Genomic DNA, 25,277 nt, shown 5'->3' on the forward strand with positions numbered 1-25,277 from the left:
CCGCGCCCCCTCCAACCAAAACCGCGAAAACAACCCCATGCACAGTAGCCATGTCCGTGGGAACGCTACGGATTTCCTGGCGACGCCTGCGGATTTTACGAAATCACTTTGACTCGTCGGGCAAAACAGGGGCATAATGCCATCATCGAAAAATGCGTGGGGTGGTCGCCTCCCCGTGAGCTGAGGGGCGCATGGCCACCATCTTGATCGTCGCGCCGGTGTTCGCCCTGATCGCGGCCGGCTATGCCGCGGTGCTGTTCCGTTTCGTCTCGGAGACCGCGCACAAGGGCATCTCCGAATTCGCCTTCAGCATCGCGATCCCCGCGCTGCTGTTCCGCACCATCGTCGTCTCGGAATTCCCCGACGTCAGCCCGTGGCGGATGTGGGGCAGCTATTACGGCGCGCTCGCGATCACCTGGATCGCGGCGCTGGTGATCTCGGCGCTTCTGCGCGCGCGGCGCGAGGACCACGAGGACGGCGTCGTGTTCGCGATCGGCTCGGTCTACGGCAACATCGTGATGCTCGGCATTCCCATGACGCTCTCGGCGCTCGGCACTGAAGCCGCAGGCCCGATGGCGCTGATCCTGTCCGTGAACACGCCGCTGCTCTGGCTGTGCGGGATTTTGCAGATGGAGCTCGTCAGCCAGAAGCGGACCGGCTCGCCCTTGTCGATCATCTGGCCCGTGCTCACGGATCTCTCGCGCAACCCGCTGATGCTGGGCATCGGCTTCGGCGTGGTCTGGCGCTTCACCGGCCTCGGCCTCAATCCGGTGGTCGACCGCACCATCGAGCTATTGGCGCAAGCGGGTTCGCCAACAGCGCTGATTGCGCTCGGCATCAACCTGTTCCGCTTCGAGGTGAAGGGCGAGAAGCTCAGCATCCTCGTGATGTGCGCGCTCAAGCTGATGGCCATGCCGGCCGCCGCCTTCGTGCTGGCAAAACTGCTCGGCCTGCCGCCGATAGCTGCCGGCGTCATCGTGCTGTTCGCAGCGATGCCGACCGGCGCCAACGCCTACATCTTCGCGGTCCAGTATCAGCGGCTGGTGAATCCGGTGTCGGGCGCAGTGGCGCTGGGGACGCTGCTGGCGGCGGCGACGTTGCCGGTGGTGGTGGTGATCGTGGCGGGAGGGAGGTAGTGGCCACTGACGGTTGCCGAAACCGCTATTCAACACGCTGGCCCGCGCGCCACGCCATCTCCCAGAAGTCTGCCTCGAGCCGGGTGGCTTCCTTGAAGATCGCAATCAGTTCGGCCTCGCGGGCCGGCGTGGCGTAGAGATCGGCGAGATGCTCCAGATGCGCCCGCGCTTTGGCAGCGACCTCCTGGTACGGCACGCCGGCGTACTCGGCGATCCAAACGCGATAGGCGTTCGTCGCAGCATCAGCATCCGGTCGCGAGGCGAGCCGCGTTGCGATCTCCGCGTACCCGATCACGCAGGGGGCAAGCGCCACCTTGAGTGCCAGCAGGTCGCCGCGCATTCCTGCATCGAGCACGTAACGTGTATAGGCCAGCATCTCGACTGCCGGAGGGGTTTGTTCAAGATCGGTCGGGGATAGACCCCAACCGGCGCAGAGCTTCACATGCAGGTTCATCTCGACATCGAGGATGGCCGACAGGCCGGCCGCTGCTTCACGCATGTCGGCAAGCTTGGGCGACTTGTAGACAGAGAGCGCGTAGGCGCGAGCAAACTCGATGAGGAACAGGTAATCCTGAACGAGGTAGTGACGAAACGCCGCTTCGGGGAGCGAGCCGTCCGCCAATCCGTTCGTGAAGGGATGTTCGGTGTAGGCCCGCCACTCAACGGATGCTTCTGTCTTTAGACGCTCGAAGAAACTTTTTCGCATGGTTTGCTTTTCCATAAACGTCTTTGGCTCGCTACCGATAGCGCATTGCGAACCGGGGAGCTACGGTGATAGCGCACGAAACAGGCTTTGAATGGAGTTGCGGATAGGGCACTTCGAGAGTTTAGGCACTTAATCGATGCGCGGCAGCCTAGCCGCAGGATTTAAGCACGGCCTCGAGATCGAATATCTCAAGCTGCAGGCCCTTCACTGCCAAACCAACCAAAGCAGCGACGCCCAGATGCAGAGGCTCAACCCGATTGCTATCGACATCCGACTGCACTTCTGCAGCATCGAGAGCTGAGCCGGATCGATGTTCGGCTGCAGATCCAGCCAGCGCCGAAAGCATTTCAGCACCCAGCCGATCAGGTGAAACAAGACTTCAGCAAGCCGGATAACGAGCTCAAACAGAATTTCGAAGATGAAGCCGGCCAGATCATCAAGGATGAGGTCGAACAGGATCTCCATGCACATTCACCGAGCTATCGGCCCATCCACCGGGTCGCGGCTCTGACTTGACGTGGGGAAGACGAAATGCGCGCCGACAAGAAGCAGGCGCTTCACCTTTCGGAGATAAGTCCGTGATATCCGCCAAGGCCGCGCCGACTGAAATCGAGGGCCAAACGCTGGTACAGTTGGGTGGGCACCAAGCTAAAGTCGAAACCAGGGCAGAGTGAGATAGACGCAAGCGATCATCGACAGGACGGGAATGACCCACACCCATCCCGGCCAAACGTATCGCGCCAGAGGTTCGGCGAACGAGGCAGCAACGAGGGCGACGATCAGTGCCCCGAGCGCGGCCGTCGCGGCCCACCCGTACCAGTACATCGCCGGCGCCAGAAATCCCATCGCAGGGTCGGCAACGTCTCGCGAATGATGCGTGCCCGCGAGCACGATGCCGAGCGACGGGAAAACGGTGAAAAGAGCAAGGTCCTTTGCGAGTGCAACCACGTAGAGGAAGCCGAACGTCGTCCCGAACGCGAATGCAAAGCGGCGGAACGCAGCCGATGACGTCATGCGCCGAACCCCCTGATGTTGTTGACGACGTGGCCAGTCAGGAAGCCCCACCAGATGACGAAGGCGAGGATCGAGGTGAGCATCGTGCGCGTCTGAGCAGGCTCGTCGGCACGCGGCCGTCGCCAGCAAACCCAGTAGGCTGGCAGCAGCGCAAAACCGATGGCGGCGAAGTGCTCCTTGAGGTCGAAGAAGCCCAGGGCCGGCCAATGACCGGCGCGCTCCAACTCCGGCCTGATGTCGACGCGAAAATACAGATAGATAATCCCGCCGAGCAGGATGGAGATGGCATACAGGACGACGACGGCGTCGGCGAACCGGGCCGATGGCACGGAGCGAAAGCGACCGAAGAACGAACTGGGGCGCGTTCCCACGGTCGCCCACGCCGCCAAGGCCTGGTGCGTAATCGCGCCAAGCAGTGCAACGGCGACCAGGCCGTGAATGATCAGGAGGACTGTCGTCAGAGCCTTACTCCGGGCCTATTGCCCGCTTGCCGTCACGTGAAGAGTTCTTCAGTCCCGAATGGCTCTGCCGACCACGGCCGGAAGCGATTGAGGGTGAATTTCGTCTTCTGGCCGGGTTCAACGTCCACCAGCACGTAGTTGTACTCCTCTTGCGGAGGCTGGCCCTTCCAGTAGAGGTCCCGCGGATAATCGGCGGGCACCTTGATGCTGGTGCGCCCCGGCAGGATCGGGTCTTGTTCTGCGCCCCCACCGCCCAGCATCAGATACTTGACCCCATCGACGTCGTAGATTTCCGTGGTGTGGACGTGCCCGTTCAATACGACCACCTCCATGTCCCTGGCATAGGACGCAATCACCTTGTGCGGGTTATCGGGAGCCGGGATCGGGCCCAAGCCCGACCGCGCGAACACGGGATAATGGAAGACGATAAACGCCTTCCGAATGCCATTGGCCTTCGCCTCGTCCATCCACTTTTGAAGCTGGGTCATCTGCTCGGCATATTTTGGCCGATCGGCGTCCCATAGCGAGGGCGAACGGTAATCGTACTTGCCGCTCCAGAGATAGATGAAGCGGGCGCCTTTGAAGTCGAATTTGAAGATGAGGTTTTCCGGCGTGACGCCGAATTTTTTCAGATACGGCACAGCCGAAAGTACGCCCTCGATCTTCGGGTCGGCCCACACCTCATGATTGCCCACGCTCATGAAGAAGCGCCCATCCAGACCGGCTGCGCGCATCTCGTCATCCGGTGCGGGTAGCTTCTTCAACAGCGTATCATTCACGCGCTTCCAGTATGGGCTGTCACTGACAGTCAGGCCCTGATTGCCCCACCAGACGGCGTCACCGCTGTTGACCACGAATTTGGCGCGACCGGATTGAACGTCCCTCACGATTTCGCGCGTCACCCATTCGCCGCCCTGAAGCCGGAACATGGTTCGATGCACGCCGGGAAGCAGTTTCACGTCTTCAACGGATGCCTCGGTGACCCAACCTTTATCGACCGTCAGGGTCATCACTTCCGTCCTGGATGCGAACGGCATGACGACCTTGATCAGGTCCTTCGTGACCGGATCGAAGATCATCTTCACATCCTTCGCGACGACGGCCTCGGCGACCTTTTCCGGCATGACCAACCCGAACATCTCGACGAAGAATTTGCTGAGGTCCGGTTGTCCCTCTTTCAACGGCAGGTACATCATCGGTCGGGTGTCGCCGACCGCAGCGAATGAAAAACCGCCCCCGGCGGGAACGGCTGCTTGCGCGGTTGTTGTCTGCGTCTGCGCATTGGCAGCGAGCGGTATGGAGAATGCCGGCAGCGCCGCAAGCGCACCGAGAACAAGGCGACGACTTGGATCGTCAGGCCGGCAGTATGGCATCATGATCCCCGCTGATTGAGGAAGCAAATGCGCCACCGCAGCGTTCGCGGCTCGTTGCCGTTATCGATGCTGCTTCTGTCACGCCCTTGATGCAAATCAACGTTGTTGCGCCCGCCGCCTACACTCGGTTGGGTGGGCATCACCCGCTGCGTGGCGCAAATACGTGAGGTCTACCAGCAAGATGTGGAGATTTGGGACAGTTCAACTGTGCTGGTACAGTTGGGTGGGCTCGAACCACCGACCTCCTGTTCCACAGACAGGCGCTCTAACCAACTGAGCTACAACTGCATCCTTGCGAGCCGCCCTTTGGGCTGCCTGAAAAGGCCTGACGCCGAGGGGGCTGGACGGGGCGGAAACTAGGTGCAACGGCTCCGTTTGGCAAGGCCGCTGCCGGGCTAAAATCCGGCCAAAATCACCTTATTCCAGAACAAAACCCGGGCCCTGGGGCCCGGGTTTCTTAACTTGATCGATCCGCCGTTCTTATCAGGCGGCGGGCTTGTAGAACTTGGCGGCAGAGGCCTTGATCGGCTCGGCGGTCTCGCTGGCGATCCGCTGGGTGAGCTCGACCAGCTCCTTGGCCTGGGACTGGAAGGTCTCGAGCTGGGTGCGGGCATGGCCGGTCCAGAGCGAGAACGCGTCCGACGGCGACTTTGCGCCGAGCAGCTCCTGGGCGAAGTCCAGCGAGGCCGACGAGTTGGCCTTCATGAACTCGACCAGCTTGGCGGTGTACTCGCTCGCGCCCTTGTTGGCGCAGGTGAACACGGCCTCGACGGTGCCGTTATGGGTCTCAGCCGCGTCCTTGAACTTGGCGTAGCTCTCGCGGGCCTGCGAAACGCCCTTTTCGGCGAACGCACGCATCTGCTCGGGGACCTCGAACGGAATGATCGAGGCAGAAAACGGATCAGTCGCACCTGTCATGGTTGTCCCTCAACGCTTTTGAAAAATGGAGTGAGCCTTCCGGCGCGCCCGCCGGGCCAACCGGGGCCGTGTCTTTGACCGAAAGACGGTGACGGGAACGAAGACTGGAGACGCGAAACAAACGAGTGGCTCGCCCAGCACGAGCTTTATCGCTGCGCATCATGTCAACATTGTGCATCGCAATGCGATCCATGCAGTGCGATGCAAATTTAATCCCGGAGAGGATGAGGTTCCCGGGCGGGGGAACTCTGGGTTGAGGTAGCGGGGTGGTGCCGGGAGCGCCTCGGGGGTCGGCCAGAGCGGTGCCCTCAAGGGGGGAGGGAACGCATCGCCGTTGAGGCGCTGAGCGTGCCTTATCGCGGCAAGCTGGCCGGCGCCGGGCCCGCCCCGCAACGAATCCTGCGGATGCAACCGGGCTTCGGCTTGCGGGTTCGGCTAGATTAAGGTTATCGCGGCTTTGGGGTGCCGGCAGGGACCGGGGCCGTGGACCTGCCCGCGCCTGCGCGCGATACTAACCCTTTCTTAAGGCTGCCATTCCCGGCAACCACCCGTTGAGACGACGACAGCGAGACGCGAAGCCGGCAGGATGAGCAGTTCGGATTTCCAGTTGCGAGGCGTGGGCGATCCCCGGCTGGCCGTGCATGCGACGTCACAGCTCGCCACCTGGCTCTGGTCGATCGATGGCACGCGCGTGCTTTGGGCCAATCCGGTCGGCGTCAGGTTCTTCGGCGCCGCCAATGCCGTAGTGCTGGCGGAGAAGATCTTCGGCCCCGCCGACGCCCATCGCCGCCAAGTGGCCCGGCTCGCCCGCCAGCTCCCCGCGAATGGCGCCGTCAGGCTCGAACGCCTGCGCGGCTTCGGCGCCCGGCTCGGCACGCTGATGACCTGCGCCTGCGCGCGGCTCGACTTTGCCGATGGCGGCCATGCCGTGCTGGTCACCGCGACGGACCCGGCCGGCCGCGCCATGCCGCTGGTCGAGCGGCTGCATCGCCTCGTCGACGGCGCAAAAGTGCCGATGGCGGCGTTCGCGCCCGACGGCATGTTCGCCGGAGCCAGCGAGGCCGCCCGTTCCCTGCTCGGCTTCCATGATCTCGGCGAGGCCGGCCTCGAACAGGCGCGCAGCGATGCGCTCGCCCAAGGCCGCGTCGAGACGCCGATCGGCATCGGGAAGCTGGTGCTGCAACGGGTCGGCACCGGCGAGGATGTCGGCCTGGTCGCGCTGATCGAGCCGGCCATGCGGCAGGCCGCGCCTGCGGCGGCGGATGTCGCGAGCGAAGCGGTGCAGGAGGCTGCGTGCGAACAGGCCACCACGCCCGACGCGCCGGCAGCCGCGCCTGATGAGGCGCGGCCTGCACTGTCGAACGAGGCGCCGTCTGAAATCGCATTGTTCGACGCCTTCGCCGAGCTGGCAGCAGAGACCGTCACGATCGAGGACGCGCTGCAAGAAGCGGCTGAGCCCGTCCGGGACGCAGTCCCCGAGGCCGCCGAACCGGCACTAAAGACTCCGGTTGATAACCCGCTCGCAGCCATGGTGCCGCCGCAGGCCGCGCCGATCAATGCAGCCATGGCCGAACCGCCGTCGGGTCCCGCAGAGCCGCCCGCACCGCGCCAGCATCCGCTGCGCTTCCTCTGGCAGATGGATGCGGAGGGCCGCTTCGTGCTCGGCTCGGACGAGTTCATCCGCCTGATGGGCGCGCACACCGCCGCGGGCTTCGGCCGCCCCTGGCGCGAGATCGCCGACGCGTTTTCGCTCGACCCTGACGGGCGCGTCGCGCAGGCGCTGGACAGCCACGACACCTGGGCCGGCATCACCGTGAACTGGCCGGCCGACGGCGGCGAGCATCTGCCGGTCGAGCTGGCGGGACTGCCGATCTACGACCGCGAGCGCAATTTTGCGGGCTTTCGGGGCTTTGGCGTCTGCCGCGATCTCGACGGCCTCAACCGGCTCGATGCGCTCAGGCGATACGAGCTGTTCGTCGAGCCGCCGGCGGCACAGAGCCTGTCGGCCGATATCGTCGATCCCGAGCCGGAGTCCAAACCAGAACCGGAGCCCACGCCGGAGCCGGTGGCAGAGGCGCCGCCTCCGCCGATCGAGCCGCCCGAGCCTGAGCCCACGCCTGAACCTGTCGCTGAACTGCCCGAGCCCATCACCGACGCGAATTCACACCCAACCGAACCGGAAACGCCAGTGGAAACGCCTCCCAATGTCGTACCGTTCCGCCCAGCCGGCGATGTCAGATCACTCGGTGATCAGAGATCGCCGACGCTGACGCCCGTCGAGAACAGCGCATTCAACGAGCTCGCCCGGCAACTCTCCGAGCGGCTCGAACGCGAGCGCGAGACGATCGCAGCCGCCGAGTCCGATCCGCCGGCCGCGGAGATCGAACCGCCGCCGGAGCCGGAAGCGGAAGCACCGCCAGCCGCGGCCGAATGGCTGACCGAGCCCGCCGCGCCGGCGCATGGCCACAGCACGCGCGACCGCGCGCTGCTCGACCTGGTGCCGACGGGCATGCTGATCTACCGGCTCGACCGCCTGCTCTACGCCAACCCGGCGTTCCTCGCGCGCATGGGCTATGCCAACCTGCGCGCGCTCGAGGATGCCGGCGGGCTCGATGCGCTCTATGTCGAACCGGGCGTGTCGTCAGCCAGCAGCATGTCGCAGGGCGGCACGCCGGTGACGATCAGCGCGACGGTGGCCAACGGCGAGGCGCCGCTGCCGACGACCGAGGCCCGTCTGCACACCATCGACTGGGACGGCGACAGCGCGCATGCGCTGATCTGCGATCTGCCCGCCCCTGTCATGGTCGCGCCCGCGATCGTCGCGCCGGTGGTTGCCGAGCCCATCGTCGCGGAATCCTTCCCCTTCGCACCCGAGCTGGAATCCCAGGCCGGCGATGCCGATGCGGAGGATCTCGCCGCGATCCTCGACACCACCGCCGAGGGCATCGTGATGTTCGATGCCGAAGGCAACATCCACGCCTGCAACCGCAGCGCCGAGGCGCTGTTCGGCTATGACGGCCAGACGCTGCTCGAGCAGCACCTGCTGACGCTGTTCGCGCCCGAGAGCCAGCACGTCGTCATCGACTATCTCGAGAACCTCAAGAGCCAGGACATTTCGAGCCTGCTCGACCACGGCCGCGAGGTGCTGGGCCGCGAGAAGAAGGGCGGCGTGCTTCCGCTCGCCATGATCATGGGCCGCACGCGGCCCGACGGCCCGAACTTCTTCGCCGTGTTCCGCGATCTCTCGCAGAGCAAGAAGGGCGAGAGCGAGTTGACGCAGGCGCGCCGCCTCGTCGACGGCGCGGCCAATGCCAAGGCCGACATGCTGGCGCGGATCAGCCACGAGATCCGCACGCCGCTCAATGCCATCATCGGCTTTGCCGAGGTGATGATCTCCGAACGGTTCGGCACGCTCGGCAACGAGCGCTACGGCGAATACATGAAGGACATCCGCGCCTCCGGCGAGCGCGTCATCGCCATCATCGATGATCTGCTCGAACTGTCGCGGATCGAGACCGGCAAGCTCGACCTCACCTTCGCCAATCTCAACCTCAACGACCTGGTCGAGGCCTGCGTCGTCGTGATGCAGCCGCAGGCCAATCGCGAGCGCATCATCATCCGCACCTCGCTCGCGCATGCGCTGCCGCAGGTCACCGCGGACGCGCGCGCGATGCGGCAGATCACGATGAATTTGATCTCGAACTCGATCCGGCTCGCCAGCGCCGGCGGCCAGGTCATCGTCTCGACCGCGATGACCGACCGCGGCGAGATCGCGCTGCGCATCCGCGACACCGGCAACGGCCTGAGCGAACGCGAAATCGCCGCCGCGATGGAGCCGTTCCGCACCCCGCCGCCCGGCGATGCCTCGGACAGCTCAGCGCTGAGCCTGTCGCTGACGAAAGCGCTGGTCGAAGCCAACCGCGCCCAGTTCAACATCAAGAGCGCCGGCAATTCCGGCACGCTGATCGAAGTGGTGTTCGCCCCGGCTCTCGCGGGGGCGTAAGCGCGAGATCGCTGTGTAGCCCGGGTGAGCGAAGCGACACCCGGGTAGGTCCCGCATATCGCTGCGCTCATGCGGGCTACGGACACTCCAAACAAACAAAAGGGGCGCGGCTTGCTGATGACTGCCCCGACACGCGGCCGCTATTCGAGGGATCGAATGCCCCGCGGGTCGCGCCACTGGTTCGACGCGACGTAGTCGATCTCGCCGCGCGTGGTGCCGATATCCATGAGTTCCCTGTCACTTAGATCGCACAGGTCGGCCCGCAGCCTCTCGCGGCTGCGCCATTGCGCAAATGCATGCCAATATCGCTTGAAGAAACTGGAAACGTGCCGCGCGCTTGTCGCGGTCCGTCCTGATCCTGCTGCACCATAGGTTATGCTCATCACAGCATCTCCCCCGGGGTGTTGCTTCTCATCGGATGTGTGCCAGGCCATGCGAGATAATGCTCGGCATTCGGCTGACCTCTGGATGATACCCTGCCGCGGCGTTGCCCGGTGTGAACGGGTTCACATGACCGGCGCGGCTTTTTCCGGGATCGTGCGCAACGAAAAAGGCACGGCGCGCCGCACGCGCCGTGCCCTTCGTCAGTTCAGGCGTTCAGATCAGTTGTAGATCTCGAACAGGCCGGCGCCGCCCTGGCCGCCGCCGATGCACATGGTCACCACGCCCCACTTGGCCTTGCGGCGCGCGCCTTCCTGCAGCAGGTGGCCAGTGAGACGGGCGCCGGTCATGCCGAAGGGATGGCCGATCGCGATCGAGCCGCCGTTGACGTTGTACTTGGCGGGGTCGATGCCGAGCTTGTCGCGCGAATAGAGGCACTGGCTGGCGAAGGCCTCGTTGAGCTCCCAGAGATCGATGTCGTCGATCTTCAGGCCGTGACGCTTCAAGAGCTTCGGCACGGCGAAGATCGGGCCGATGCCCATCTCGTCCGGCTCGCAGCCCGCGGCTGCCCAGGCGACGAAACGGCCGAGCGGCTTGAGGCCGCGCTTCTCGGCGTCCTTGGCTTCCATCAGCACCACGGCGGCGGCGCCGTCGGAGAGCTGGCTGGCGTTGCCGGCGGTGACGAACTTGCCGGGGCCCTTGACCGGCTCGAGCTTGGCGAGACCTTCCATCGTGGTCTCGGGACGGTTGCACTCGTCGCGATCGACGACGTAGTCGACGATGCTCTCGGCCTTGGTCGCCTTGTCGACGACCTTCATCCTGGTCTTCATCGGGACGATTTCGTCCTTGAACTTGTTGGCCTGCTGGGCGGCGGCCATGCGGCGCTGCGACTCGAGCGAATACTCGTCCTGGTATTCGCGGCTGAGCTTGTAGCGCTCGGCGACGATGTCGGCGGTATCGATCATCGCCATGAAGATATCAGGCGCGGTCTTGAGCAGCTCCGGATCGATCGTCTCCTTCGGCGTGACCCCGCCGGGCATCGAGATGCTTTCGACGCCGCCGGCGACGATGCAGTCGGCGCCATCCGAGCGGATCGAGTTGGCGGCCATCGCGATGGTCTGCAGGCCCGACGAGCAGAAGCGGTTCACCGAAACGCCGCCGGTCGACTTCGGGAGGCCTGCGAGCAGCGCAGCCTGGCGGCCGATGTTCGGCGCGCCATGGGCGCAATTGCCGAGATAGCAGTCCTCGACATAATCCTTGTCGACGCCGGCGCGGTCGACGGCGTGGTGGATGGCATGCGCGGCCAGCGACATCGGCGGCGTGATGTTGAACCCGCCGCGGCCGGATTTGGCAAGGCCCGTGCGCGCGTAGGAAACGATGACGGCTTCACGCATTTGTTTTCTCCCTTTCGAACATTGGTACGGAGGCGCTGGACAGAAGCGTTCTCGGCGCCATTGGTACACAAAGTTTGGGGATCGCGGGAGAGATAATGCGCCGCGCCGCATCAACAAAAACGCCGCCCTCGCGAGAAGGGCGGCGTTGTTCCGCACGTCGGAATATATGATGGCCGTCATTCCGCGAGGCGCGCGCGCCGCGGGACGCCTCAGAACGTCAGCGCCTTGACCTGCTTGACCTGCGGCAGCTGCTGCACCTTGGCGAGCACGTCGGCCGGCACCGCACCGTCGACCTCGACCAGCGCGATGGCATCGCCGCCCTGCTCGACACGGCCGAGATGGAAGGTCGCGATGTTGATCCTGGCGTCGCCCAGAAGGCCGGCGAAGCTGCCGATGAAGCCCGGCTTGTCCTCGTTGGTGACGTAGATCATCGACTTGCCGAACTCGGCGTCGACGCGGATGCCCTTGATGTCGACCAGGCGCGGCTTGCCGTCGTGATAGACGGTGCCGGAGACCGAGCGCTCCTGGCGTTCGGTCGCGACCGTCACGGTGATCAGGCTCTCATAGTCGCTCTGGGCGGCGCGCACGATCTCGTCGACCACCATGCCGCGCTCCTTGGCGACGACGGGCGCGGACACCACGTTGACCTCGCCCAGCATCGGCCGCAGCAGGCCGGACAACACCGCTGACGTGATCGCCTTGATCTTCATCTCGGCGACGTGGCCCTCATAGGTAATCTCGACCTTGAGGATGCCGGTCTCGGTGAGCTGGCCGGCAAACGAGCCGAGCTTCTCGGCGAGCGCGATGAAGGGCTTCAGCTTCGGCGCTTCTTCGGCAGTGATCGAGGGGAAGTTGACGGCGTTCGAGATCGCGCCGGTCAGCAGATAGTCCGACATCTGCTCGGCGACCTGGAGCGCGACGTTCTCCTGCGCTTCCGTGGTGGAGGCGCCGAGATGCGGCGTGCAGATCACGTTGGGATGGCCGAACAGCACGTTCGAGGTTGCGGGCTCCTCGACGAAGACGTCGAAGGCGGCTCCCGCAATGTGCTTGGAATTGAGCGCATCGACCACGGCCTGCTCGTCGACGAGACCACCGCGGGCGCAGTTGATCAGGCGCACGCCCTTCTTCATCTTGGCGATCGCTGCCTTGTCGATGATGTTCTTCGTCTTCTCGGTGAGCGGGGTGTGCAGCGTGATGAAGTCGGCGCGCTTCAGGAGATCATCGAGATCGACCTTCTCGACGCCGATGTCCTTGGCGCGCTCCGGCGACAGGAACGGGTCGAACGCAACGACCTTCATGCGCAGGCCGAGGGCACGGTCGGCGACGATCGAGCCGATGTTGCCGCAGCCGACCACGCCGAGCACCTTGCCGGTGATTTCGACGCCCATGAAGCGGTTCTTCTCCCACTTGCCGGCCTGGGTCGAGGCGTCGGCCTGCGGGATCTCGCGGGCGAGCGCCAGCATCAGGGTGATGGCGTGCTCGGCGGTCGTGATCGAATTGCCGAACGGCGTGTTCATCACGATGATGCCCTTGGCGGTCGCCGCGGGAATCTCGACATTGTCGACGCCGATGCCGGCGCGGCCGATCACCTTGAGGTTGGTGGCCTTCTCCAGGATCTTGGCGGTCGCCTTGGTCGCGGAGCGGATCGCGAGGCCGTCATAATTGCCGATGATCTCGGCGAGCTTGTCCTTGTCCTTGCCAAGGCTCGGCTGGAAGTCGACTTCGACGCCGCGGTCCTTGAAGATCTGAACGGCGGCGGGAGAGAGCGCGTCGGAGATGAGAACTTTCGGCTTGGACATGGGGTTTCTGCCTGCTGTTAGCTGAAGAGCTTTTGGAAGAAGCCGCGCTTGACGGCGGGGATGGGAATTCCGGTACGCAAGGTCGATGCGAGTGAGCTGTCCTCGAGCGGCACGGCGTCGAGCGGCCGCCCCTTCAAGACTTCGCCGGCGACGGCGCGATTGATCGCCGCCAGCACGTTCGACCACGATCCCTCGTGATCGACGCCGAGCATCCAGCTCTGGTCCGGATGCCCGGCCCGCGCCGCCAGCATCAGCCAGGCGCCGCGGACGGATTTCTCCGCGCTGAACTCGCGGGAGAGCGCCGCGATCAGCTCGTTCGGCACATCGCTGGGATGGCCGAGCAGCAGCTGCTCGCCGGCGGGAAGCGTGATCGTCTCGGCGCCTTCCTCGAAATGGCCGGCGAGCAGCCGTTTCACCTCGGCAGGCGTGAACTCCTTGCCGTAGTCGGAGCCGGGATTGAGCACGTAGGATGCCTCCGGGTAGCGGCCAAACAGATCACGCGTGCGGTCGGGAGCGACGATGTGATCGCCGCTGAACCAGGCACGCGCCCGGGAAGGCGCAGTGAAGAAAGGAAGGAGCCGCTCGTCGCCGCGCATCGCGCTCGGCAGAGTGAGCCTGGTTCCTTCCGGAACGATTGCATTGCCGTCCGGTCCCGGTTTGAGCTGGCCCCCTTCGGGCACCAGCACCATGACGATCTCGGCATCCATCAGCGCCCGCGCGAAGGCCGGACGTTCCGACGGCTCCTGCGCAGCACGCATCAGCATGCGCTCGATGTCGTTCTCGGGTTCGAACATGACGGGCCTGTGGAGATCAGGCCGTGCGGATTGGTCCGCACGGCGTCAGCTCACGGCGTTGTCAGGCGGCTTTCGCCAGCGAGGCCTTGGTCTCGGCGAAGGCCCAGTCGATCCACTGCGTCAGCAGCTCGACGTCCTTGGCCTCGACGGTCGCGCCACACCAGATGCGCAGGCCTGCCGGCGCATCGCGGTAATAGGCGAAGTCGTAGCCGGCGCCTTCCTTCTCGACCAGCGCGACCAGCTTCTTGGAGAAGTCGGCCTGTGCGTCGTCCGAGAGCGAGGTGATCGCGGGATCGGTGAACTTCAGACACACCGAGGTGTTGGAGCGGATCGCCGCGTCCTTGGCCAGGAAGTCGATCCAGGGCGTCTTCGCCTTCCAGTCGGCGAGCACCTTGGTGTTGGCGTCGGCGCGCGCAATCAGCGCCTTGAGGCCGCCGATCGACTTGGCCCAGTTCAGCGCATCGAGATAGTCCTCGACGCAGAGCATCGACGGCGTGTTGATGGTCTCGCCGACGAAGATGCCTTCGTTGATCTTGCCGCCCTTGGTCATGCGGAAGATCTTCGGCAGCGGCCAGGCCGGCTTGTAGGTCTCGAGCCGCTCCACCGCGCGGGGCGACAGGATCAGCATGCCGTGCGCGGCTTCGCCGCCGAGCGCCTTCTGCCAGGAGAAGGTGACGACATCGAGCTTGGCCCAGTCGAGCGGCTGCGCGAACGCGGCCGAGGTGGCGTCGCAAATGGTCAGGCCTTCGCGGGTCGCGCTGATCCAGTCGGCGTTCGGCACGCGCACGCCGGAAGTGGTGCCGTTCCAGGTGAAGACGACGTCGCTCTTGGGATCGACCTTGGAGAGGTCGGGAATCTCACCGTAAGCCGCGTTCAGCTTGGTGACGTCCTTGAGCTTCAATTCCTTGACGATGTCGCTGACCCAACCCTCGCCGAAGGATTCCCAGGCGAGCGTGGTGACGGGCCGCGCACCGAGCAACGACCACAGCGCCATCTCGACCGCGCCGGTATCGGACGCCGGCACGATGCCGATGCGATAATCGGCGGGCACTTCAAGCACTTCGCGCGTCAGATCGATCGCGAGCTTGAGCTTGGTCTTGCCGACCTTCGCGCGATGCGAACGGCCGAGCGCTGCGTCCTTGAGATTTTGGGCGTTCCAGCCGGGGCGCTTGGCGCAGGGGCCGGAGGAGAAATGCGGCACGGTCGGCCGCGAAGCGGGCTTCGCTACAGTCATGATCTACCCTTCCAGATAGTAAGCCTCCCGTTGGGGGGAGGTGTCCCGCCGCGGCTGATACGGGAAACGGGTAGAGTCGTCAAGGAAGTTCCGTGGCCTCACGCGCGAGTGATGGCGCCTCCGGCGCGATATCGGGGGATTCGACCACGGCAAGCGCGTTCAGCAAGTCCGTGGCATCGCTGATCAATTGCGCAGCACGGCGGCGGCTGCTGACCTTCAAAATGCATTTGTCATTGGCCTGCACAACGTAGTCGTTGCCGACCTTGATCATAGAATAGCTTGTCATCGAAATCCCCGAACCGACCGAGCCCGGTTTCAGACGCTGGCGTAGCACCGTTCGTTCCTGGTTCCACGTGAACGTCGGACGGGTAGTTTATCAGCTCTTAAGATGAACGAACGCGCGATCCGATTTGCTTGATCGCGCAACGCTCGCGACGCGCTGCTTCAAAAGCGGACAGTCATGCCGACGTGGCTCGATGCAAATCCGAGCCGCTTGTAGAAGCGCTGCGCATCGGTTCTGCTCGCATGCGTCAGTAGTTCGACCAGGATGCAACCGCGCGCTTTCGCTTCCGTCACCGCCCATTGCACCAATTGCTCGCCAATGCCGCGGCTGCGGCAATCGGAAGCAACGCGAACGTCCTCGAGCAGGCCGCGAATGCCGCCTTGCGAGCTGATGCCTGGCAGAACTGCGAGCTGCAGACAGCCGACCACCCTGCCCTCGCTCTCGGCAACCACAAGCGTGAGGTTCGGATCGCGTTCGACGCGCGCGAATGCTTCGTAATAGACGGCAGGCAGCGGATCCTCGACGCGCTCGCGGGCGCGCCCGAGATGATCGTCGGCGAGCATCGCAATCATCGCGGGGACGTCCTCGCGGCGTGCGGGACGGATCGAAACGGACTTATCGTTCATACCGGAAACTCCAGGAAATCAGCGCGCCTGCGGCAGGCCAAGATAGGCCTCGGCCTCGCAGATCCAGCGGCGGATGGCCGCATGACGGCCGAGATCGAAACCGCCTTCATGCGCCACGCGCGTATAGGCCAGCAGCGAGACGTCGGCGAGCGAAACCGCGTCGCCCGCGAAGAAACGGCTTTCCGCCAGATGCTGCTCCATGCGGTCGAGCGCCGCATAGCCGCGCTTGACCTTCTCCGGGTCGAGCTCGGATGCGTCCTTGCCGAGATAGACGAGCTGGAAGCGACACACCGCGATGTAGGGCTCGTGGCTGTACTGCTCCCAGAACAGCCATTCGTCCATCTTGGCCGCGGCAAAGGCATCGCGCGGGATCAGCGCGCTGTCGCGGGCGAGATAGCGGATGATGGCATTGGACTGCGCCAACGTACGGCCGTCGTCGAAGGCCACGGTCGGCACCTGGCCGGCGCTGTTCATTTTCAGGAATTGCGGCGTGCGCGTCTCGCCCTTGCGGGTGTCGACCTCTATCCACTGGTAGGGCACCGCGAGCTTGTCGCAGACCCACTTCACCTTCAGACAATTACCGGAATTGCTATCGCCGTAGATCTTCATCGCTGCCGCCCCGTTGGAGCAACAGAGCATCAGGACGGAGACAGGCTGTCAACCGGGCCGAAGCGACGCCGCGTCAGAACTTGTAGCCGACGCCGGCGCGAACGGTGTTGATGCTGGTGTCAACTGCGGACGAGAAACGGATGTATTCGTACTCCGCCCGCATGAACAGGCCGCCCACGAGGTTGACGTCGACGCCGAGACCGGCGGTGTAGCCGTAGATCAGATGATTGTGCTGGGCATCGGTCGAGCTCAACGGCACCAGCGCCGTGTAGGTCCCCAACTGGGTGGGGCTCACGCGATCCTGCACATTGGCCGTGCGAACGATGTCGGCATTGCCGAGCGCGAGGCCTCCAAACATGTAGGGCAGGAAGCATCCCCATGCATAAGCGGCGCGGCCGCGGAACGTCCCGATGTCGCTGATGCTGATCGACGATGTCGAGGTCGCCGTGACATCGTGGAAGTTGCCGTCGGAGAGCGCCGTCGGGCTGACGCGCCGTTCGCTGGCCGACGCCGATCCGCCGAACTTGCCGTGTATCCAGCTCACTTCGAGGCCCATCACGACGTCTTCCCACTGGCCATTGTAGCCGGCGAAGGCGCCGTAGCCGGTGGTGCGTTGCGAGGCCTTGCCCAGCCCGAGATTCCACTGCGACACGCCCATCGAGCTCTCGATCAGCGTATCCGCCAGCAAGGCAGCCATCATGTTCTTGGTCGAGCCGTTGAAGTTCTCGTCGGAGGACCCATAGCCGGCCTGGCCGCCAACATAGAAGCCTTGCCAGTTGACGTTGGAACTGCTCAGGCCGTCGGTGAAGCTGCCGCGCAGGATCGGCAGGTCAGGCATATCGGCCGCATGCGCGGCAGACACCGTTCCCAACATCACCGCTGCCAACAAGAACCCACGCATTGCAACGCTCCATCGAACTCGAACTGTGTCGTGATCATGGCTCGTTAACCTTAACCAATGGTTGCGCCGGAGCCTTTCGTCGCCGCCGAGCAATGAAAAATGCGCAAAGCAAAACGGCGCGGGATGATCCCGCGCCGTTAAGAGAGTTTAACCAGTGAGACTTGTTAGCCGATCAGATTTGCGATCAGCCCTTGGTGACGAGCGGCTGCGGCACGTAGGCCGGCGGGCTGTTGAGCTCCCAGCGCACGCCGAGCTTGAGATCGTGCGAGGTGAGCTCCTTGAGCTTGATCGAGGTCGGGCCGGTCGCGCTGTTGTCGAACAGGCGGTAGTTGCCGGGCGCGGCGTCGCCGAGGTTCATGTAGCTGTAGGCCAGTTCAACCGTGAAGCCGGGGTTGACCTTGTAGGCGAGACCGGCGTGAGCAGCCCAGGCGAAGTTCCACTTTCCGCTGTCGGCGAAGTAGGCGACGCTGGCGCTCGGGGTCGGGGTCAGCGCGGCGAGATAGGCAATGCCGTCGTCGCGGAAGCCGCTGATCTTGTTGTAGGAGCCGCCGATACCGGCGCCGATGAACGGGGTGACGCACCACCAGGTGCCGAGATCGACATAGGCGTTGGCCATGACGACCCACTCGGACTTGCTGCCGGTATAGTTGTCAGAACCGACGAAGCCGGGCCCGATGACGTTGTCCGCACCATGCAGGTTAGCCTTGCCCCGATACTGGCCGATCACGTCCGCACGGAACCAGTTGTTGAAGCGATAGCCGACACCGAGGTCGAACAGCGGGGAGGAGTCGAAGCCGAGTCCTTCGGTCGTCTTCGTAAACCCGGGCGCCACGGTGCCCTCGATGCTCTTGGCGCGCTGGTTGGTCATGCCGACGTCGCCACGAAGATACCAGCCGCCGAAGTCGGCGGGCGGGGCCGGCGGCGCGTACATCGGAGGGGGCGCCGCGATCGGCATGTCGGCGGCAAACGCCATCGACGAGATCAGTGATGCCGCACCCGCGGCAAGGAGAGACTTAACGCTACGCATTGGCTTCGTCCTTATGGCCGGTGAGGCAAAATACGAGCGCCTCACGTTCTGGAAACTCACGGGCGGACGATGCCAGCAAATGTTTAAGCGCCACTTAACCCTAATTTTTAAGGTTGATTTTTTCTCACCGCACACGCGGATGCAGCTTAAGCGTTGCAAAAATGCGGCAGGTGGCCCACCGCAATTACTAACGATTGATGAAGCCGCAACGCGGCAAAGCAGGATCTGTTAACGCGCGTGCTGCGGCAGCTTCGGCAGGAACACCGCGAGCAGCCCGATCGCCGGCAGATAGGCGCAGACCTGGTAGACGAACTCGATCGAGGTGTGGTCGGCGAGCTTGCCGAGCACGGCGGCGCCGAGCCCCCCGATGCCGAAGGCCACCCCGAAGAACACGCCGGAGATCATGCCGAAGCGGTGCGGCACCAGCTCCTGCGCGAACACGATGATCGACGACGTCGTCGAGGAGATGATGAGGCCGATGATCACTGACAGCACCGCGCTCGCATAGAGGCCGGCATAGGGCAGCGCCAGCGTGAACGGCAGCGCGCCCAGAATCGAGATCCAGATCACGATCTTGCGGCCGAAGCGGTCACCGAGCGGTCCGCCGAAGAACGCGCCGACCGCATTCGCGGCGAGGAAGATGAAGAGATAGATCTGCGCGGTCTGCGTCGACACGCTGAAGCGGTCGATCAAATAGAAGATGTAATAGCTCGACAGGCTCGAGACATAGAGCTGTTTCGAGAACAGCAGCGCCACGAGAACGAGGAGTGCAACGCCGACGCGGCGCGAGCTCGGCGCGTCCGGATGAGCCTGCACTGCCACCGTCTTTTTCGCCTTGATCTGCGGCTCGTACCAGCGGCCGATGCGCCAGAGGATGACGATCGCGAGGAACGCGATCGAGGAGAACCAGGCGATGCTGCCCTGCCCGAACGGCACGACGATGAGCGCGGCGAGCACCGGTCCCATCGAGGTGCCGAAGCTGCCGCCGAGCTGGAACACCGATTGCGCAAAGCCGTAGCGGCCGCCGGAGGCGAGCCGCGCGATGCGCGCCGACTCCGGATGAAACACCGCCGAGCCGAGGCCGACGAAGGCAGCGGCGACGAGGATGACCAGATATTGGTGCGCGGCGCTGAGCAGCAGCAGGCCGAAGAAGGTCGAGGCCATGCCGATCGACAGCGAATAAGGCTGCGCCTTCTTGTCGGTGTAGTGCCCGACCACCGGCTGCAGCAGCGAGGCCGTGAACTGGAAGGCCAGCGTGATCATGCCGATCTGCGCGAAGTCGAGCGCATAGGTGTCCTTCAGGATCGGATACACCGAGGCGATCAGCGACTGCATGGTGTCGTTGAGGAAGTGCGAGAAGCTGATGCCGGCGAGCACGATGTAGGCCGGCCCTGCCGCCTTGGCGGTGGCGGGCGCCACGTCGGTGACGACGACGGGCTCGGTCAGCATTTCCTCTGAGACGACGACTGGCTTGTTCACGGCAGCATCCCGGCGCGGCAGATTGCCGCGATCTGCTCATTACGATGCAAGCCGTGGTGGAACCACCGCCAATCGGCCATGGCTGGGATGCAGGCCGGTTTCACTGAAGCTCGTAGCCCGGATGGAGCGCAGCGCAATCCGGGATTGGTCCTCACCTTGAGCCGGGGCTGCTGTCATTGCTTAGGACCTTGCACGAAGACGACCGATGGTTCGACCTCGATCAGGAACTCCTCTCGCGCGAGACTTGGTACTCCAATCCACGTGGTGCACGGAGGTCTATTTCCAAACACCGCCTTCAGAACTTTACTGATGGCGGCGCCTTCGTGAATATGGCTTTGACGGATGTAAAGCCTGAGAGCCCCAACCTGATTCAGGCTCGCGCCGACGGATGATAATGCTGCGGATAGATTCTCCAGGCTCTTTTGGAGCTGATGCCCGATATCATTCTCTCCAACGATGTTCCGTTCCGCATCCCAGGCGACTTGCCCGGAAACGTGGATGGCATCACCGCAAGGTGTCGCAACGACAGAGACCTGCGCAAACCCGAACTTAAGGCTGTCGAACAGTGCTGACGGGGCGTGGATTGAACGGCTCATGACTTGTCTTTCCAGCATGTCCACACTGAGTGGATCGGGGTGTCCGCTACAGAAAGTCGGACGAACCCCTCTCAGGCCCACTTGGCGGGCTCAAACAACCGAACGCTAATCCTGGGTTAGCCCAAATGACCAAGCGGCAATGGTGCTCCAGCCTTCCGGGTTTGGATGGCAATGTTGCTTCTGACCTCACGTACGATCGGCAACTCCAGCAATTTGCCAACAAGGAAGTGCTGATAGGCGTCAAGGTCGGGCACGACGACCTCAAGAAAATAGTCTGCGTCGCCTGAAACAAGGTGGCAAGCGATCACTTCCGGCATGGCGCACACAGTGTTCTCAAAATTGATTGCGCGGTCATTGGCATGACCATCGATCTTGACGCCGACGAAAACCGAAAACCCGAGGCCGACGCGATCTCGCTCAAGCACGGCGCGATAGCCATTGATGATGCCGTCGCGCTCCAGGCGCTTTACCCGCCGGAGGCAGGGTGAGGGAGACAGGCCCACCCGGTCGGCCAGTTCGACATTTGTCAGTCTGGCGTCGTTCTGCAATTCGGAAACGATACGGCGATCGATCGTATCGAGATCAAATTTTGGCATGAATGAGCATCTCTTGAGGCTCGTTTGGCGATTAATTGCGTAGATCGTATCGCCGATGGCACGGTTTGCAAGGACATGCTCCGGGCAGCCATGTGATCGTTAGCTCGTTGCCAAACCAAGCCGGAGCTACCGAATGACCAACCTTGGCCTTCCCGCGGCACTGCTCACAACGATCGGGGAATACTTCGACATGATGTTCGACTCGGACGTGAACCGATTTGCCCGAGTCTTCGCGCCTACAGCTCAACTGCACGGGATGAGGGACGGAACGCTTCGCGTATTGTCCGCTGCCGATTATCGCGCACTCCTGTCCTCCAATCCGTCGCCCAAATCCAAGAACGCTCCGAGGCAGCAAGAGATTCTACTCGTGGACATCGCCTCAGCGTCCCAGGCGTTGATCAAAGTTCGCGTTCGCATCGACACCATACTCTATGTGGACTACCTTTCGCTCCACCTGATCGAAGGGCACTGGCTCGTAACTGCAAAGTCATTTCATATCGAGAGACGATTTGAGCACACAGCCAGCTAACGCTCGCCACATCGACGGCCGGCCCTTAGCGGCCATGCAGTGGTTGCCGATAGACATTTGCTGAAGAAGAATAGGAGGAACTGCCCGAGCAGCGCCGCCTGCCAGTCGGCCTGCATGCATGCGACTACGACCGGAGCCACGAAGTGTCTCCGGTCCCTTGGGTCGCGACTGCTGCCGCTTACTGCTCTTCGTCCGCGCTTCTGTTCGGAGTCGTTAAGCCGCGGCAGCCTGGCCCAGCGCTGAGACGATGGTGTCGACCACGTCCTCGACCAGGATGCGGTCCTCGCCTTCGCCCATGACGCGGATCACCGGCTCGGTGCCGGAGGAGCGGATCAGGAGGCGGCCGTGGCCGTTGAGACGCTTCTCGCCGTCGGAGATCGCCGACTTGACCTCGGAAGCGTCGAGCGGCTTGCCGCCCTTGTGGCGGACGTTCTTGAGAATCTGCGGCAGCGGATCGAAGCGGTGGCAGACTTCCGACACCGGACGGCGCGACTTCTGCACCACCGCCAGCACCTGCAGCGCGGCGACAAAACCGTCGCCGGTGGTGGCGTAGTCGGACAGGATGATGTGGCCGGACTGCTCGCCGCCGAGATTGTAACCGCCGCCCAGCATCTTCTCGAGCACGTAGCGGTCGCCGACCGGCGTGCGCACGAGATCGAGCCCCTGCCCTTTCAGGAAGCGCTCGAGGCCGAGATTGGACATCACGGTCGCGACGATGCCGGGACGCGAGAGGCGGCCGTCTTCCTTCCAGCTCTGCGCGATCACCGCGAGCAGCTGGTCGCCGTCGACGACATGACCGCGCTCGTCGACCAGGATGACGCGATCGGCGTCGCCGTCCAGCGCAATGCCGATGTCGGCGCGCATCTCGCGCACCTTGCGCGACAGCGCTTCCGGCGAGGTCGAGCCGCAATCCTTGTTGATGTTGAAGCCGTCGGGCTCGACGCCGATCGGCACGACGTCGGCGCCCAATTCCCACAGCGCTTCCGGCACCACCTTGTAGGCGGCGCCATGGGCGCAATCGATCACGACGCGCAGGCCGTCGAGCGAGAGGTCGCGCGGCAGCGTGCGCTTGGCGAATTCGATGTAGCGGTCATGCACGCCGTCGATACGGCGGGCGCGGCCGAGGCTCGCGCTCTGGGCGAGACGCTTCTCGATGGGCTCGTCGAGCAACTGCTCGATCTGCTTCTCGACGTCGTCGGACAGCTTGAAGCCCTGCGGGCCGAACAGCTTGATGCCGTTGTCCTCGAACAGATTGTGCGAGGCCGAGATCATGACGCCGAGATCGGCGCGCATCGACTTGGTCAGCATCGCGACCGCCGGCGTCGGCATCGGGCCGACCAGCAGCACGTCCATGCCGACCGAGGTGAAGCCCGCGACCATCGCGTATTCGATCATGTAGCCGGACAGGCGCGTGTCCTTGCCGATCACGACCCGGTGGCGGTGGTCACCGCGCTGAAACGCGAGGCCAGCGGCCTGGCCGACCTTGAGCGCGAGCTCCGGCGTGATCAGTCCGTTGGCGCGGCCCCGAATCCCGTCCGTCCCGAAATATTTGCGGCTCATAATCGTCCCCCAAGCAACAACCAGGAATCCCCACGAAAACCTCCGGATGCCCGAACGGGCCCCGCATCCCTGATTTGCTGCCGTCTTATAATGCCATCGCGGCTAACTTGGCTTCAAAAAATATGATGAATCATTACGGAACCGGGAGCGTCGCCACCCCGGTAACCTATTGTTAACATTAAAATTCCCGCCAGACCAGAGGGAACAGGGAGAATTTGGGCTAATCCGAACGCTTCACATGGCTGTCGCCGCGGCTGGGCGCGGGCTGGGTGACGTTGACGGGATCCGAGCCCGGAAAGGTCTCTTCCAGGCCCTCCTCCAGCGCCTCTTCGAGATCCTTCTTTTCCTTGATCTCCTCCGGCGTCGGCTGGCTGTGCGGCCTGCTCATGGGGCTGTCCTTTCAAACGATTTGGCTGTGCATCCAACCATGCTAGATGACCCCTCAATCTTCCGATGCAAGACTCCTGATGCAAGACGGGCCGGGGAACGTTCATGAAGCATATCACCTGTATCGACGACCTTCGCGCACTGCATAAGCGCCGCGTGCCGAAGGCGTTCTTCGACTATTGCGACCGCGGCTCCTATGCCGAGGAAACGCTGCGCGCCAACCGCGAGGACATGCAGAACATCAAGTTCCGCCAGCGCATCCTGGTCGACGTCTCCAAGCGCGACACCTCGACCACGATTTTGGGCGAGCCCTCGACCATGCCGCTGATGCTGGCGCCGGTGGGCCTGCTCGGCATGCAGCATGGCGACGGCGAGATCCACGCCTGCCGCGCCGCGCAGGCCGCCGGAATCCCGTTCACGCAATCGACGATGTCGATCTGCTCGATCGAGGACATCGCCGCCAATGTCGAGAAGCCGTTCTGGTTCCAGCTCTACGTGATGAAGGACCGCGGCTTCATCAAGGCGCTGATCGAACGCGCGATCGCCGCGAAATGCTCGGCGCTGGTGCTGACCGTCGATCTCCAGGTGATCGGACAGCGCCACCAGGACATCAAGAACGGCATGACGGTGCCGCCGGAATGGTCGCTGTCGAAGCTGATCGATTTTGCCACCAAGCCGGCCTGGGTGTCGGGCGTGCTGCAGGGCAAGCGCCGCACCTTCGGCAATCTCGCCGGTCATCTGAAGGTCAGCGACGACATCACCTCGCTGTCGACCTGGATCAATTCGCAGTTCGACACCTCGCTGAACTGGAGCGACATCGACTGGATCCGCTCGATCTGGCCGGGCAAGCTGATCCTGAAGGGCATTCTCGACGTCGAGGACGCCGAGCTCGCCGCGAAAACCGGTGCGCAGGCGATCGTGGTCTCCAACCATGGCGGCCGTCAGCTCGACGGCGCACCGTCCTCGATCGAGGTGTTGCCCGAGATCGTCGACGCAGTCGGCGACAAGATGGAGATCATGTTCGACGGCGGCATCCGCTCCGGCCAGGACGTGATGCGCGCGCTCTCGCTCGGCGCAAAGTCCTGCATGATCGGCCGCGCCTATGCCTACGGCCTGGGCGCCGGCGGCCAGGCCGGCGTCGCCAAGGCGATCGACATCATCCACAAAGAGCTGCTGACCACGATGGGCCTGTGCGGCGTCAACCGGATCGACGAGATCGACGATCACATCATTGCGGCCGCGCCGTAGCCACAGGTGCCGTAGGGTGGGCAAAGCGAAGCGTGCCCACCAATTTGCGAAACACAGATAAAGTGGTGGGCACGGCGCAAGTGCGCCTTTGCCCACCCTTGTAATAGCGCAATCAGATATTGTCGGTGCATTCCGAGAGGAATGGCCTGCCGCAGCTGCGACCGCGGCAGGCCGCTGGCGATCGGATCGCGCCCACCCTGAGCAGTTTGTGGCTGCCCCGTAG

26 protein-coding genes and 1 tRNA gene are annotated in these 25,277 nt (G+C 63.7%); 4 read left to right on the forward strand and 23 right to left on the reverse strand.

The annotated features are described in order from the left end of the window. Positions 1–191 precede the first annotated feature (191 nt). Complete coding sequence (locus tag VGR99_RS09225) at positions 192–1,136, forward strand: AEC family transporter (RefSeq protein ID WP_326898028.1); 945 nt, start codon at positions 192–194, stop codon at positions 1,134–1,136. A gap of 25 nt (positions 1,137–1,161) precedes the next feature. On the opposite strand, the gene tenA is transcribed toward VGR99_RS09225, so the two are convergent. The 7 genes from tenA to VGR99_RS09260 all read right to left on the reverse strand — a co-directional run bounded on the left by tenA (position 1,162) and on the right by VGR99_RS09260 (position 5,608). After that, a complete protein-coding gene (gene tenA / locus VGR99_RS09230) occupies positions 1,162–1,857 on the reverse strand; it encodes a thiaminase II (RefSeq protein ID WP_326898029.1) in 696 nt (231 codons plus the stop codon). Between the two features lie 189 nt (positions 1,858–2,046). Then, positions 2,047–2,307, reverse strand: coding sequence for a hypothetical protein (locus tag VGR99_RS09235; protein WP_326898030.1), 261 nt, complete (start codon positions 2,305–2,307; stop codon positions 2,047–2,049). A 183-nt stretch (positions 2,308–2,490) separates the two neighbouring features. Next, the gene (locus tag VGR99_RS09240; RefSeq protein ID WP_326898031.1) at positions 2,491–2,856 is read right to left on the reverse strand and encodes a hypothetical protein; all 366 of its coding nucleotides are present in this window, start codon (positions 2,854–2,856) and stop codon (positions 2,491–2,493) included. Then, positions 2,853–3,227, reverse strand: coding sequence for a hypothetical protein (locus VGR99_RS09245; protein ID WP_326898032.1), 375 nt, complete (start codon positions 3,225–3,227; stop codon positions 2,853–2,855). The genes VGR99_RS09240 and VGR99_RS09245 overlap by 4 nt, the downstream gene beginning before the upstream one ends. Positions 3,228–3,349: 122 nt before the next feature. Further along, the gene (locus VGR99_RS09250; protein ID WP_326898033.1) at positions 3,350–4,726 is read right to left on the reverse strand and encodes a metallophosphoesterase family protein; all 1,377 of its coding nucleotides are present in this window, start codon (positions 4,724–4,726) and stop codon (positions 3,350–3,352) included. A 175-nt stretch (positions 4,727–4,901) separates the two neighbouring features. Beyond that, positions 4,902–4,978: transfer RNA gene (locus tag VGR99_RS09255), tRNA-His, on the reverse strand. Between the two features lie 195 nt (positions 4,979–5,173). After that, positions 5,174–5,608, reverse strand: coding sequence for a phasin (locus VGR99_RS09260; protein ID WP_326898034.1), 435 nt, complete (start codon positions 5,606–5,608; stop codon positions 5,174–5,176). Between the two features lie 586 nt (positions 5,609–6,194). Between VGR99_RS09260 and VGR99_RS09265 the strand changes: the two genes are divergently transcribed. Beyond that, positions 6,195–9,611, forward strand: a complete 3,417-nt coding sequence (locus VGR99_RS09265; protein WP_326898035.1) for a PAS domain-containing protein — start codon at positions 6,195–6,197, stop codon at positions 9,609–9,611. A 140-nt stretch (positions 9,612–9,751) separates the two neighbouring features. Here VGR99_RS09265 and VGR99_RS09270 read toward each other — a convergent pair whose 3' ends face one another. The 13 genes from VGR99_RS09270 to VGR99_RS09330 all read right to left on the reverse strand — a co-directional run bounded on the left by VGR99_RS09270 (position 9,752) and on the right by VGR99_RS09330 (position 21,330). Next, positions 9,752–9,994, reverse strand: a complete 243-nt coding sequence (locus tag VGR99_RS09270) for a DUF1127 domain-containing protein (protein WP_326898036.1) — start codon at positions 9,992–9,994, stop codon at positions 9,752–9,754. Positions 9,995–10,213: 219 nt separating this feature from the next. Beyond that, positions 10,214–11,386 carry an acetyl-CoA C-acyltransferase gene (locus tag VGR99_RS09275; protein ID WP_326898037.1) on the reverse strand — a complete coding sequence of 391 codons (1,173 nt, stop codon included), beginning with the start codon at positions 11,384–11,386 and terminating at the stop codon, positions 10,214–10,216. Between the two features lie 209 nt (positions 11,387–11,595). Continuing rightward, entirely contained in the window at positions 11,596–13,185 is a 1,590-nt protein-coding gene (gene serA / locus VGR99_RS09280; RefSeq protein ID WP_326898038.1) for a phosphoglycerate dehydrogenase, read from the reverse strand. Between the two features lie 17 nt (positions 13,186–13,202). Continuing rightward, the gene (locus tag VGR99_RS09285) at positions 13,203–13,979 is read right to left on the reverse strand and encodes an enhanced serine sensitivity protein SseB C-terminal domain-containing protein (protein WP_326898039.1); all 777 of its coding nucleotides are present in this window, start codon (positions 13,977–13,979) and stop codon (positions 13,203–13,205) included. Positions 13,980–14,040: 61 nt separating this feature from the next. Continuing rightward, positions 14,041–15,213, reverse strand: a complete 1,173-nt coding sequence (locus VGR99_RS09290; protein ID WP_326898040.1) for a phosphoserine transaminase — start codon at positions 15,211–15,213, stop codon at positions 14,041–14,043. Between the two features lie 79 nt (positions 15,214–15,292). Beyond that, positions 15,293–15,484 (reverse strand): hypothetical protein, encoded by a 192-nt coding sequence (locus tag VGR99_RS09295; RefSeq protein WP_326898041.1) that lies wholly within the window; start codon positions 15,482–15,484, stop codon positions 15,293–15,295. Between the two features lie 173 nt (positions 15,485–15,657). After that, on the reverse strand, positions 15,658–16,122 hold the full coding sequence (locus VGR99_RS09300; protein ID WP_326898042.1) for a GNAT family N-acetyltransferase: 465 nt from the start codon (positions 16,120–16,122) through the stop codon (positions 15,658–15,660). Positions 16,123–16,140: 18 nt separating this feature from the next. After that, positions 16,141–16,731 (reverse strand): glutathione S-transferase family protein, encoded by a 591-nt coding sequence (locus VGR99_RS09305; protein ID WP_326898043.1) that lies wholly within the window; start codon positions 16,729–16,731, stop codon positions 16,141–16,143. Between the two features lie 73 nt (positions 16,732–16,804). Beyond that, positions 16,805–17,632, reverse strand: coding sequence for an outer membrane protein (locus VGR99_RS09310; protein ID WP_326898044.1), 828 nt, complete (start codon positions 17,630–17,632; stop codon positions 16,805–16,807). 184 nt (positions 17,633–17,816) lie between these two features. Then, positions 17,817–18,659, reverse strand: a complete 843-nt coding sequence (locus tag VGR99_RS09315) for an outer membrane protein (RefSeq protein WP_326898045.1) — start codon at positions 18,657–18,659, stop codon at positions 17,817–17,819. A 228-nt stretch (positions 18,660–18,887) separates the two neighbouring features. Next, positions 18,888–20,138, reverse strand: a complete 1,251-nt coding sequence (locus tag VGR99_RS09320) for an MFS transporter (protein ID WP_326898046.1) — start codon at positions 20,136–20,138, stop codon at positions 18,888–18,890. A 173-nt stretch (positions 20,139–20,311) separates the two neighbouring features. Then, positions 20,312–20,734 carry a RidA family protein gene (locus tag VGR99_RS09325; protein WP_326898047.1) on the reverse strand — a complete coding sequence of 141 codons (423 nt, stop codon included), beginning with the start codon at positions 20,732–20,734 and terminating at the stop codon, positions 20,312–20,314. Positions 20,735–20,850: 116 nt separating this feature from the next. Beyond that, positions 20,851–21,330, reverse strand: a complete 480-nt coding sequence (locus VGR99_RS09330; RefSeq protein ID WP_326898048.1) for an Lrp/AsnC family transcriptional regulator — start codon at positions 21,328–21,330, stop codon at positions 20,851–20,853. Positions 21,331–21,463: 133 nt separating this feature from the next. Here VGR99_RS09330 and VGR99_RS09335 point away from each other — a divergent pair, with 133 nt between their 5' ends. Next, positions 21,464–21,859: a nuclear transport factor 2 family protein gene (locus VGR99_RS09335; protein ID WP_326898049.1), complete on the forward strand. Its 396-nt coding sequence runs from the start codon at positions 21,464–21,466 to the stop codon at positions 21,857–21,859. Positions 21,860–22,072: 213 nt separating this feature from the next. Here VGR99_RS09335 and glmM read toward each other — a convergent pair whose 3' ends face one another. Both glmM and VGR99_RS09345 read right to left on the reverse strand, forming a co-directional pair. Next, on the reverse strand, positions 22,073–23,419 hold the full coding sequence (gene glmM / locus VGR99_RS09340) for a phosphoglucosamine mutase (RefSeq protein WP_326898050.1): 1,347 nt from the start codon (positions 23,417–23,419) through the stop codon (positions 22,073–22,075). A gap of 220 nt (positions 23,420–23,639) precedes the next feature. Beyond that, positions 23,640–23,807, reverse strand: coding sequence for a hypothetical protein (locus VGR99_RS09345; RefSeq protein ID WP_326898051.1), 168 nt, complete (start codon positions 23,805–23,807; stop codon positions 23,640–23,642). Between the two features lie 104 nt (positions 23,808–23,911). Here VGR99_RS09345 and VGR99_RS09350 point away from each other — a divergent pair, with 104 nt between their 5' ends. Beyond that, complete coding sequence (locus VGR99_RS09350; protein ID WP_326898052.1) at positions 23,912–25,054, forward strand: alpha-hydroxy acid oxidase; 1,143 nt, start codon at positions 23,912–23,914, stop codon at positions 25,052–25,054. On the opposite strand, the gene VGR99_RS09355 is transcribed toward VGR99_RS09350, so the two are convergent. Then, positions 25,030–25,277 (reverse strand): hypothetical protein (locus VGR99_RS09355; protein ID WP_326898053.1); only part of this gene is annotated, 248 nt, incomplete at its 5' end. The two genes, VGR99_RS09350 and VGR99_RS09355, sit on opposite strands and share 25 nt — an antisense overlap.

Source organism: Bradyrhizobium sp., assembly GCF_035935975.1.
Lineage (GTDB): Bacteria > Pseudomonadota > Alphaproteobacteria > Rhizobiales > Xanthobacteraceae > Bradyrhizobium.